This is a genomic window from Corynebacterium striatum ATCC 6940, from assembly GCF_000159135.1.
In the GTDB taxonomy this organism is placed as follows: domain Bacteria; phylum Actinomycetota; class Actinomycetes; order Mycobacteriales; family Mycobacteriaceae; genus Corynebacterium; species Corynebacterium striatum.
In genome coordinates this window covers 256,976-268,958 of record NZ_GG667521.1, presented here as the reverse complement: position 1 = coordinate 268,958, position 11,983 = coordinate 256,976, and the positions used below count along the sequence as shown (strand labels likewise).

At 59.8% G+C, this 11,983-nt stretch carries 8 protein-coding genes; 2 read left to right on the top strand and 6 right to left on the bottom strand.

The genetic code is table 11. The features are described from left to right. Nucleotides 1-112: 112 nt before the first annotated feature. The 6 genes from HMPREF0308_RS06350 to HMPREF0308_RS06330 all read right to left on the bottom strand — a co-directional run bounded on the left by HMPREF0308_RS06350 (nucleotide 113) and on the right by HMPREF0308_RS06330 (nucleotide 6,989). A complete protein-coding gene (locus tag HMPREF0308_RS06350) occupies nucleotides 113-781 on the bottom strand; it encodes an enoyl-CoA hydratase-related protein (RefSeq protein ID WP_236251978.1) in 669 nt (222 codons plus the stop codon). Between the two features lie 44 nt (nucleotides 782-825). Next, nucleotides 826-1,725, bottom strand: coding sequence for a polyphosphate kinase 2 (ppk2, locus tag HMPREF0308_RS06345; protein ID WP_005529839.1), 900 nt, complete (start codon nucleotides 1,723-1,725; stop codon nucleotides 826-828). A 154-nt stretch (nucleotides 1,726-1,879) separates the two neighbouring features. Next, nucleotides 1,880-2,026: a hypothetical protein gene (locus HMPREF0308_RS13655; protein ID WP_005529838.1), complete on the bottom strand. Its 147-nt coding sequence runs from the start codon at nucleotides 2,024-2,026 to the stop codon at nucleotides 1,880-1,882. Nucleotides 2,027-2,073: 47 nt separating this feature from the next. Next, nucleotides 2,074-2,253 (bottom strand): hypothetical protein, encoded by a 180-nt coding sequence (locus HMPREF0308_RS06340; protein WP_005529837.1) that lies wholly within the window; start codon nucleotides 2,251-2,253, stop codon nucleotides 2,074-2,076. A 782-nt stretch (nucleotides 2,254-3,035) separates the two neighbouring features. Next, nucleotides 3,036-4,682, bottom strand: coding sequence for a chaperonin GroEL (gene groL, locus HMPREF0308_RS06335; RefSeq protein WP_005529836.1), 1,647 nt, complete (start codon nucleotides 4,680-4,682; stop codon nucleotides 3,036-3,038). A 312-nt stretch (nucleotides 4,683-4,994) separates the two neighbouring features. After that, complete coding sequence (locus HMPREF0308_RS06330; protein WP_005529834.1) at nucleotides 4,995-6,989, bottom strand: OPT family oligopeptide transporter; 1,995 nt, start codon at nucleotides 6,987-6,989, stop codon at nucleotides 4,995-4,997. A 123-nt stretch (nucleotides 6,990-7,112) separates the two neighbouring features. On the opposite strand from HMPREF0308_RS06330, the gene HMPREF0308_RS06325 reads away from it, so the two are divergent. Then, nucleotides 7,113-8,495, top strand: coding sequence for a dipeptidase (locus HMPREF0308_RS06325; protein WP_034657097.1), 1,383 nt, complete (start codon nucleotides 7,113-7,115; stop codon nucleotides 8,493-8,495). A 480-nt stretch (nucleotides 8,496-8,975) separates the two neighbouring features. Beyond that, a complete protein-coding gene (locus HMPREF0308_RS06320) occupies nucleotides 8,976-11,981 on the top strand; it encodes a Na+/H+ antiporter subunit A (protein ID WP_005529831.1) in 3,006 nt (1,001 codons plus the stop codon). The last annotated feature ends 2 nt before the right edge of the window (nucleotides 11,982-11,983 follow it).

The window sequence follows — 11,983 nt, the reverse complement described above, 5'->3', positions numbered from 1 at the left end:
GGCGGCTTTCTCTTGCATGCCCCTTAGAACTACGACCGCCCCTAACTGCTACATAGTCTCGGAATTCCGGCAGGAAATCCCCCCGCTCTAGCAGCTAGGGGTATCGGACGGTTTACTGCTGACGCGCCCGCCACGCTTCTACACGGGCAGCGTTACGCTCTTCTTCAGAGAAGGGGCTTGACGACGACGTGGCAAACTCCATCTTGAGATTAAGCAAGGTATGTGGGGAGCCTTTGCCGATTTGCGCTGCCGCTGCCATAACTTCCTCGCGACCACCTGCGCTGATCGCGAATCCAGTAGACAGTGCGTCTTCTAAGCTAAGAATCTCCCCGGCAATCAGCATCCGGCGGGCCCATGAGCCGCCGACAAGCAGCTGAAGATTGCGCACAGTCGCAGGATCAACGCCGATGCCCATTTTGGCTACCGGCAAGCTAAAGCTGATGGCTTGGGCGGCGGATGCCGCCGGGGCTACAAAGCGGATATCGCAAGCCATGGCGAGCATCATTCCGGCACCGATAGCGGGGCCTTCGATCCAAGCGATGACAGGGACCGGTAATCGGGCAATCTTTGCGAAGAGTGCCTCAAGGGTCGGGTACAACTCGCCTTGAAAATTTTGGGAAGTCAGATCAGCGCCCGCGCTGAACACGGGGCCGTCTGCTTCAAGTAGAACTGTCGACGCGCCTGCTTCAACCGCAGCGTCTAATGCCATTGACAAGTCCTTGCAGAGCGCCACGCTTAACGCGTTGCGTTTTTCTGCACGCGTGAGGCGTACGCTCCACATGCCACTCTCGAGTTCGACGGCGGCGACGAGGCTAGACATCGAATTTAATCACCAATTTGATCGCGACCACGCATAACGATTTGCGGGTCAGGCTCGCCAACTACCTCGTGGTCCTTGTTGGTGTACTCAAACTTAGAGAGCACGTAGCGCATAGCGTTGATGCGGGCGCGCTTCTTGTCGTTGGACTTGATGGTGATCCACGGGGACTCTTCGGTATCCGTGTAGCGGAACTGCTCTTCCTTGGCGCGGGTGTAATCATCCCACTTATCGAGGGAAGCCAGATCCATCGGGGAAAGCTTCCACTGGCGCACTGGGTCAATCTGGCGAATAGCGAAGCGGGTGCGCTGTTCCTTACGAGTGACGGAGAACCACAGCTTGGTCAGGGAAATACCAGAGCCAAGAATCATGTTTTCAAGCATCGGGACTTCGCGCAGGAACTCTGCGTGCTGGGACTCGGTGCAAAAACCCATGACGCGTTCGACGCCGGAACGGTTGTACCAGGAGCGGTCGAAGAAAACGATTTCGCCGCCGGCTGGGAAGTGCTGAATATAGCGCTGGAAGTACCAAGAGGTCGACTCACGTGGGGACGGCTTTTCCAATGCGACGGTGCGCGCACCACGTGGGTTGAGGTGCTCATTAAAGCGCTTGATGGTGCCACCCTTGCCGGCTGCGTCACGGCCCTCAAACAAGATGATGTGGCGCTGACCGGTTTCTTTGGTCCAGTTCTGCCACTTCAGCAGCTCGATTTGGAGCGCACGCTTGGTGCTCTCATACTCATCGCGCGACAAGCGCTCTTCGTACGGGTAGTTCTCTCGCCAGGTTTCAATTGGCGAACCATCCGGCATGATGAGGGCCGGGTCGTCCTCGTCAGAATCATCGACGACGTAGCCGTCGGTCTTAGCAAGGTCAATCTCAGGAAGTTCGTCGTCTTTAATGTCAGCCATACTTAAAAGTTTACCGGTCACCCAACCATTCGGCGCGTTGAATTACACTGCAACTCCACCGATTTACCCCTAAGTCCTCCCCCACCCAGACATAGCAAAAGAGCCCCACCAAAAGGTGAGGCTCTTAGAAATCGCTTACGCGATAGGGATGTTCTTAGACGAACATACCGATCAGCTTGGAAGCGCCGTCAGCAGCTTCAACCAGCGGGCCAACGATCTTGTAGGCCAGGTCGAAGATGAACTTCAGCGGCTGGAGGATGCCCTCAGAGGAGGCTGCGAACTGGGAAGAGAAGTCAGACATAGTGTCTCCTTAAATTTAAAAAATCGAATGAAGATTGAAACCAAGTCTTACTTGGAAGAGTGGAGGCCCTTGAAGGCTTCCCAGGTGGAGGAGAGGCCCTTGATCGGAGCAGCGTCGCCGCCCAGGAACAGGTTCAGGAAACCGTTCAGGCCAGTGAACACGCTGTTCCAGCCCTTCCAGGTGTCAACGAAGTTGTCGAGGTGGGTCTGAACGAGGGAGAGATCCATTATGAAGCTCCTATATGTGAATTCCGGGAATCAAAGTTTGATACGCCCGGAGGGGTTTGCGGTTTTGCAGACACCCTCTGTGGGCGTCACGGGAAACTATTCTGTCACAATCTGGCGCCAAGACAAGTTGAAACGCGAGTGAGATTTTCGCCAGTTTGCAATAAGCCGCGTTACAGATTTGAGGCTATGACATTAAACACATTGATGGCGAAACTTATTTACCAGCGAAAATAATGATCCGATCACCGACTCAGCTTAAGAATATATGCGCACCCGTAACGGATCCTGGCTAGTTTTCGACATAGCAAAACCGCTCGAAATCACTTCAGAAAACTTTTTTTCACCCCTCACTTTTTACCCTACAACGGGGGCGAATTGACCCCGCCAGAAGCCGCCACACCGACTTGACCGATGGGGTGCATGGGATAGAAATTGATTTCGCAAGTCTCATTCGATTCACTTGCGCCACATCAGCAACAGCGCGGAGATTTCCCCATCGCTGCCGAGAAGGCAGTGCGCACGGCCCCGCAAGGGGCGCCCCCACGGCGACCGTCACCCAGCCGTACACGTCTCGATTTAGCGGCGTCTGCCGCGCCCCGCACACTTTTGTCAAAAGGTTGGTAGCGACACGCGCGATGAAACATCGGAAAGTAGCTCCAGGCGCCCCCTGACCCCTTTTGCCCGCCGACCTTCCCATGGTGCTTACAGCATGACAAAAGCGCGCCAACGCCCCTCACGGGGCATCAGCGCGCCTTATTACTAAGCGGTGCGTCTACTGACTATTAGAAGCCCATACCGCCCATAGCATCAGCATCTGGCATGCCAGCACCAGCGCCAGCCGGCTGCGGCTTGTCAGCGACAACAGCCTCAGTGGTCAGGAACAGCGCTGCGATGGAAGCAGCGTTCTGCAGTGCGGAGCGGGTGACCTTGACCGGGTCATTGATGCCAGCAGACATCAGGTCAACGTACTCGCCGGTTGCAGCATTCAGACCCTGGCCAGCAGGCAGGGATGCAACCTTGTCAGCAACAACGCCCGGCTCCAGGCCAGCGTTGTGAGCAATCTGCTTCAGCGGTGCAGACAGTGCCTCACGAACGATCTTCACACCGGTTGCTTCGTCGCCGGTGAGGTTATCCAGCGCATCAAGAGCGGAAGCAGCCTGCAGGAGGGCGACGCCACCACCGGCAACGATGCCCTCTTCAACGGCAGCCTTTGCGTTGCGGACTGCGTCCTCAATGCGGTGCTTGCGCTCCTTGAGCTCAACCTCAGTTGCAGCGCCGACCTTCAGGACAGCAACGCCGCCAGCCAGCTTGGCCAGGCGCTCCTGCAGCTTCTCACGGTCGTAATCAGAATCGGAGTTCTCAATCTCAGCGCGGATCTGCTTGATGCGGCCGTCGATCTGCTCCTGGTTGCCAGCACCCTGGACGATGGTGGTGTCATCCTTGGTGACAACAACCTTGCGCGCCTGGCCGAGGTACTCAATCTCAGCGGTCTCGAGGGAAAGACCAACCTCTTCGGAGATGACCTGGCCGCCGGTCAGAATAGCCATATCCTGCAGGGTAGCTTTGCGGCGGTCACCGAAGCCCGGAGCCTTAACAGCAACGGACTTGAAGGTGCCACGGATCTTGTTCACGACGAGGGTGGACAGTGCTTCGCCCTCAACGTCCTCGGCGATGATCAGCAGCGGCTTGCCGGTCTGCATGACCTTCTCCAGCAGCGGAACGAGGTCCTTGATGTTGGAGATCTTGGAGGAAACGAGCAGGATGTACGGATCCTCGAGGACTGCCTCCTGGCGCTCCATGTCGGTTGCGAAGTAACCGGAGATGTAGCCCTTGTCGAAGCGCATACCCTCAGTAACCTCGAGGTCCACGCCAAAGGTGTTGGACTCTTCAACGGTGATAACGGAATCCTTGTTCACGGATCCGTTGCCCACGGTGTACATAGCCTCAGCAATCTTGGCACCGATTGCCGGGTCAGCCGCGGAGATGCCCGCGGTGGTTGCGATTTCTTCCTGGGTCTCAATCTCCTTCGCGGAGGAGAGCAGAGAGTCAACAACAGCCTTGGTTGCGGACTCGATACCGCGCTTGATGCCCATGGGGTTAGAACCAGCGGCTACGTTGCGCAGGCCCTCACGAACCAGTGCCTGTGCGAGAACGGTAGCGGTGGTAGTGCCGTCACCGGCAACGTCGTCAGTCTTCTTGGCGACTTCCTTAACCAGCTCAGCGCCGATCTTCTCGTAAGGATCTTCCAGCTCGATCTCGCGAGCGATGGAGACACCATCGTTAGTAATGGTCGGGGCGCCCCAGGACTTCTCCAGGACGACGTTGCGGCCCTTAGGGCCGAGGGTGACCTTAACTGCGTCGGCCAGCGTGTTCAGACCACGCTCAAGGCCGCGACGTGCCTCTTCATCGAAGGCAATAATCTTTGCCATTGTGTTTGTGCTCCTTAGTTTTGTTTAGGACGACACTCACGTCTGTATCTATACGGACGCCCGCGACGGCACGGCTGGTGAGTGTGGACCAGCCTCAACCACATAGATGGGGTTTTCTGGCACTTGCCCTATGGGAGTGCTAGCGACCATTCTGGCACTCCCCTACTACGAGTGCAAGGTAGGACACGAGCTGCCCGGCACGCTATAAGCGAACACCCGCGCCGGTAAACGGCGCGGGTGTAAAAAGGCGCGGGTGTGAAACGGCGCGGGTGTGAAAAAGAACGGCGAGGGCGTAGGCAGCGCCGGAAAGCGCTAGCTCTTGGTGACCTTTGACTTGGTCCAGCGGTAAGCAAAGCCGATGCCCACCACGAACAAGATGATGCCCAGGACGTTGGAGACGGTGCCACCTTCGAAAATCTCCAGCGGGGACTCCCCGCCGGAGGCGGCGATGATGGCGGCATTGACCACGCCGAACAGGGACTCACCAACAATGAGGCCGGTTGCCAGCAGGGTGCCCATGCGCTTAGAGAAGTCAGGGTTGGATTGCTTGGCGGCCCACTTGTCATAGAAGTAGCCCAAGATGGCGCCGATCGGGATGATGATGGTCAGCGAGGCCGGCAGGTACATGCCCATGCCAACAGCCAGCGGAGACAGCGAGTACTTGCTAGTGGTCTTGCGCAAGACCTCGTCGATGACGATGAGCACAGCGCCGATAGCCGCACCGGTAAAGATAAGGTTCCAATCCAGCGAGCTATCAAAGATGCCAGAAGCCACTGACGACATAAGCGCAGCCTGCGGCGCAGCGAGGGCATCCTCGCCAGCGCCTTCCATGCCCTGGAAGCCAAAGCCGGTGAGCATGACCTGCAGAATCGGCGGGATGGCCACAGAGCCAAACAGCACACCGATGATGAGTGCCACCTGCTGCTTCCACGGGGTCGCGCCGACGAGCTGGCCGGTCTTGAGATCCTGCAAGTTGTCGTTGGAAATCGTGGCGATGCCAAAGACAATCGCCGCGGTGAACAAGGTGTAGGCCACGAGCGAAAGCGGCTCCGCAGAGGTACCGCGGGTAACAGCGGCGATAAGCAGCGAGGCCGCGAGCACAGCAATGATGCCCACGGAGGAAATCGGCGAGTTCGACGCACCGATAAGGCCCGCCATGTAGCCACACACAGAGGCCACGATGAGGCCCACCAACAGGGTGAACAGGACGGAGACCGTAATGAGCACGCCCATGTGCTCGTGGATATCAGTGCCCGAGATAAAGTCCCACAGCAGCAGCGCAATCGGGACCATCAAAATGACGATGGTGCCTAGGACATAAGGGAATGGGATGTCGCGCTCAGCCACGTCCACGTTTTGGCCGGCTTTGCGCTGGCGGGAAGAGGCCAGGGACTCGGAGATGCCCTTGACGATTGGGCCGGTGATCTTGAGGAGCGTCCAGATGGCGGCGATAGCCATGGCGCCCACGCCGATGAAGCGAATCTCACCAGAGAATACGGAGTCGACGGTATCGGCAAGCGCGGTGGCATCGAGCCCGCCGATATCGCCGGCAGTGTGCATCGGCAACAGGATGAAGAAGGAGATGACAACGCCCACGAGCATTGCGATACCCACGGACAGGCCAACCAGGTGACCCACACCGATGAGCGCCATGGACAGCGAGGTGCCCAGGGTGGTGGCACCGGAGCCCAGCTTGAAGTAGGTAGACACTGACGAGGCCACGGCTTTCATCGCGGCAAGCAGAGCCATCGCTGCGGAGATGATGCCGCCAACGAGGATGACGCGCAGGCCCTTGGCGTTTTCTTCATGGGCGGCTGCGGAAGCGCCGTTGTCGGCGCCGACCTTGAGCACCTCCGCGGCGGCGACGCCCTCCGGGTAAGGCAGGTCGGAGCCCGTCACCAAGGCACGGCGCAGCGGGATGGAGTACATCACGCCGAGTACGCCACCGATGGCGCAGACCGCAGCAGTCTCCCAGAAGCTAAAGCCCTTCCAATAACCCACCATGACCAAGCCCGGCAGGACGAAGATGATGGCAGAGAGGGTGCCAGCGGCAGACGCAATGGTCTGCACGATGTTGTTCTCTTTGATGTTGTGACCAGCGAACCTGCGCAGCACGGCCATGGAGATGACGGCTGCCGGAATCGAGGTAGCAAAAGTCAGGCCGACTTTGAGGCCGAGGTAGACGTTGGCAGCGGTGAATACCAGTGTGATCAGTCCACCGATGAGAATGCCACGCAGTGTGAGCTCGCGCAGTGCTGGACCAGCAGAAGCGGGCGAGGACGAGGCGGGGGCGGCGTTGTGTGCCATGCCGAATTCCTTCTAGTGAGAAATCTATTTAGATTCTGTAATTAAGTACTCATAAACCCTAGTCCACACGGGCAGAAAACTCAAACGTTCGGGCATTCCTACGCGGCAGGTATGTTAGTGAGCATGACTACTATTTCTGAATTCATCACCGCCGACCGCGAGCGCATCTTCGCTCAGCTCAAGGAGCTCGTCTCCTTCAACTCCGTTCACAATGAGCCAGGTCTGGAAGAAGAGTGCGCCAAGGCCGCCGCATGGGTCCGCTCCGCATTGACCGAAGCAGGCGTCGACGTCGAGGCCATTCCTACTGCTGACGGCTCCACCGCGCTCGTCGGCAAGCGCGCGGGCAAAGAGGGCGCCAAGACCGTGCTGCTCTACTCCCACTACGATGTTGTCCCCGTCGGCCCGCGTGAACCGTGGGAGTCCGATCCGCTGACCCTAACCGAGCGCCCATCCGCCTCCGGCGAGGTGCGTTGGTACGGCCGCGGCGCAGCGGACTGCAAGGGCAACGTCGCAATGCACTTGGCTGCCCTGCGCGCGATCGACGCCAACGGTGGCACCGACCTCAACCTCACCTTCCTCATCGAAGGCTCCGAGGAGCGCGGCGGCGAGGGCCTGTCCGCCCTCATCGAGGAGCGCCCGGAGCTGTTTGCTGCCGACGCCATCCTCATCGCCGACGCCGGCAATGCCAAGGCCGGCCTGCCTACCCTGACCACCTCCCTGCGCGGCGGCGCGCAGATCTACGTGCAGGTTGACACCCTCGAGGCGGGCGTGCACTCCGGTCAGTTTGGCGGCGCAGCTCCCGACGCCGTCAAGGCACTCATGCGCGCACTCGATTCTCTCAGCGACGAGCATGGTCGCACGGTTATCGATGGCGTCGACTGCGCAGGCTCCTGGCCGCTGGCGGAAGGCCAGACCAGTGCCTACGCTCCGGAGGACTTCCGTTCCGATGCACAGATGCTCGACGGCACCGAGATCATGGGTTCCCAGGATCCGGCAGGCGCCACCGAGATCGCCGACATGATCTGGGCTCGCCCGGCAATTACCGTTACCGGCTTCACCTCCACCCCGGTTGCCGAGGCCGTCAACGCAGTTCCGGCTACCGCTGCTGCAAACCTCAACCTGCGCACCCCAGCCACCATGGACCCCCGCTCTACCGCGGAGGCCGTGGCCGAGCACCTGAAGAAGCACGTGCCGTGGGGCGCGCACATCAAGGTCGAGATCCTCGAGGCTAACCGCGGCTTTGAAACTGATCCGGAAAAGCCAGCCGCAACGCTGCTCGGCGAGTGCCTCGCCGAAGCCTACGGCACAGAAACCATCTCCCAGGGCATGGGCGGTTCCATCCCACTGACCGTGGAGCTGCAGGAGAAGCACCCGAATGCCGAGATCGCACTCTTCGGCGTTGAGGATCCGAAGGCCACCATCCACTCCGCCAACGAGTCTGTGGATCCAACGGAGATCGAAAAGATTGCTACTGCCGAGGCTTACTTCCTCCAGCGCTTCGCCTAAAACCAACCTGCCAGATCAGTTAAGAGAGCAAGTTAAGAGAGCAAAAGGTACTTTTATTCAGGGGTACGCCATGACGGCGTGCCCCTGTGTGCTGCCAAACTAGCCCCATATATAACTGCCTCCTTAAAAATCTGTGACTTTTAGAAAGTCGGCAGGTATAGTCGCCAGTATTGGCTGCGCCATTCGTGATGCGTCCCCAAACCTGTTTTCTCCAATTTTCAACGCTTGCGGTGAATGCTTGGAGCATGACTTCCATACATCCACCCTTGCACCCGCGGCGTCAATGCGGTGAGAAAAGGGGGCGCTGACGCTGCCAGTGGCACCTTCCTAGGTTCCTTTCAAAGTGGTTCATTAACCGGCCAGATGCCTCTGCTTCGGCCCGCGATGAGTTCATCGGCGCATGCTTGAATTTGAATACATGTCACACGTGCGCCACTGTGTTCGTGCGGCTCCGAACGAGAAGGAGACCTGAGCCTAGCTGTGATAGCTGTCTTGAGTGCCTTGGTGCTGGCCACCATCATCGCGCCCTTCCTCATATTTTTTGTTGGCCGTCCTGCTTTTGGCGCACTCGCTATTGTCCCCGGCGCGGGCTTTTTCTGGGTCCTCAAACAACTCACCACCGGCGCCTTCCGTGACGGTGCCACGCTGCGCTACACCATGGAGTGGATGCCGGACGCGAACCTCAACGTCGATCTGCGCATGGACGCGCTCTCTGCCCTCTTTAGCCTCATCATTTTGGGCGTCGGCGCTTTGGTTCTGCTCTATTGCTGGGGTTACTTCGACCAGACTCCCCGGCGGCTGGCCATGTTTGGCTCCCAGATGGTCTGCTTTGCCACCGCGATGTATGGGCTGGTCATCTCCGATAGCTTCCTGATGATGTACGTGTTCTGGGAAGTGACCTCCCTGTTGTCCTACCTCCTGGTGAGCTACTACGGCGAACGCGCCTCCTCGCGTCGCGCCGCGCAGCAGGCGCTCATGGTCACCACCCTGGGCGGCCTCGCCATGCTCATGGGCATCATCCTGCTCGGCCGCCAAACGGGCACGTGGACGTTTAGTGAGATCGAGGATTTCGACCGCCTCGCCCAGACCCCGTACATCACGATTGCCATCGTGTTCATCTTGGCCGGCGCACTGAGTAAATCCGCCATCGCCCCCGCGCACTTCTGGCTGCCCGGCGCCATGGCCGCGCCGACGCCGGTCTCTGCCTACCTGCACTCCGCTGCGATGGTGAAGGCCGGTATCTACCTGGTTGCGCGCTTGGCACCGGAGTTCCACGAGGTGGCCACCTGGCATCTCGTCGTGCTGCCGCTTGGCACCTTAACGATGCTGTTGGGCGGTTGGATGGCCCTCAAGCAGCGCGACCTCAAGCTCATCTTGGCTTATGGCACCGTCTCGCAGTTGGGCTTCATCACCGCCATCGTGGCCATTGGCTCACGCGAGGCATTGCAGGCAGGCCTCGCGCTGACCTTTGCGCATTCCCTGTTCAAGGCTGCGCTGTTTATGATCGTTGGTGCCATCGACCATGCGTCGGGAACGCGCGACATCGACAAGCTCTCTGGCCTCGGCAAGGCAAAGCCCGGCCTATACCTGCTTGCCATCATCCCGGCACTGTCCATGGCGGGCATCCCTCCCCTGCTGGGCTTTGTGGCCAAGGAAGCCACGCTTGAAACCATCCTTCACGAGGAGCTGCTCGTTGGCATGCCACGCAACATGCTCTTGGTGGGCGTCGTCGTGGGCTCCATGCTGACCATGGCCTACGCGCTGCGCTTCCTGTGGGGCGCCTTCGCCACGAAGAAAGACGCTGCGGGCCAAAGCCGCGGCACTTCCGACGCCGTGGCCGACATGCATGCGCTCTCCCCGCTGTTGTGGATTCCGCCTGCGGGCCTCACGGCCCTGACCATCTTCTTCGGCGTCAATCCACAGCCGCTTTCCCTCGGCATCAACCAGCACCTCAACAACATCTTCGGCGCTGACGAGCACACCTACCTCGCTCTGTGGCACGGCTGGACAGTACCGCTGGGCATCTCCGTAGTCATCGTCGTGGCCGGTATCATCCTCCACTGGCAGCGCGCAGAACTGGCCAAGTGGCAGTTCCAGTACCCGGCTTTGGGCTCAGCAGACCAGGCCTACGACACCGTCATCAACAGCCTGCGTCAGCTCTCGCTGCACACCACCGCTTCCACGCAGCGCGGCTCCCTGCAGATGAACATGTCGATCATCTTCGCCACCCTCATGGTGCTGCCGGTCATCATGCTCATCCGCGGCGACCTCACCAACGTACGCATGATCGTGGCGGAAAACCCGTGGCAGATCGTTGCTGCGCTCATCATCATCGTCTGTGCTGTCGCTGCCACCGTGACGGACAATAGGCTGTCTGGCGTCATCATCGTTGGCGTCACCGGCTACGCACTGTCCTTCCTCTTTGCGCTGCATGGCGCACCTGACTTAGCCCTGACCCAGTTGCTCGTGGAGACCATCATCATGGTCTTGTTCATGCTGGTTCTGCGCCGCATGCCGGCTAATACCGAGTGGAAGCAGGACCCCAAGATGGGTCGCCTGCGCGCCTGGCTCGCGGTTGGCGTGGGCCTTACCGTGACGCTCGTGGGAATGTTTGCTATCAATGCCCGCCGCTCCAACCCCATTTCCGAGTTCATGCCGGAACTGGCCAAAGAAATCGGCCACGGCGCCAACACCGTGAACGTACTGTTGGTGGACCTGCGCGCCTGGGATACCTTCGGTGAGATCACCGTGTTGGTTATCGCCGCCACGGGTATCGCATCGCTGATTTATCGCACCCAGTCCTTCACCCGCGACTCGCGCCGCCCCACCCTGCAGGTCACTGGGCGCCGCTGGCTGGCGGCAGGCGTGGAATCAGAACAGGCCCTCAACCGCTCCCTCATGGTGGATGTCGCCACGCGCCTGCTCTTCCCCTCGATGATCGCGCTCTCGCTGTACTTCTACTTCTCCGGCCACAATGCACCCGGCGGCGGCTTCGCCGGCGGCTTGGTCGCGGCGCTGGCTCTTATCCTGCGTTACCTGGCAGGTGGCCGCGCTGAGCTCGAGGAGGCGCTACCCATCGACGGCGGGCGCACCATGGGCACCGGATTGCTCATCTCGGTGGGCTCGGTGGTTGTGCCGCTGGCTTTCAACCACCCGCCTTTGACCACCGGCTACACCAAGGTGGCGGTGCCGCTCATAGGCGATGTCTCGCTGCCCTCCGCGTTGGTCTTCGACGCGGGTGTCTACCTCATCGTGGTGGGCCTGACCTTGTACATCCTCAACTCGCTCGGCGGCAAGCTTGACGAGGAAGAGGAGATGCGTAAACAGCGTGCCCGTGACCGTGCCCGCTCGCTCGCGCGCCGCCAGAAAGAACGAGCCTCCTCCCGTGAGAAGAACGCGGCGGGCGCCACGCGGGCGTCGTCAAGCGCAGCGCAACCCGATACTCCAAGCACAACGCAAGCCCACACCACCGGAAAGGAGAGCTAAGA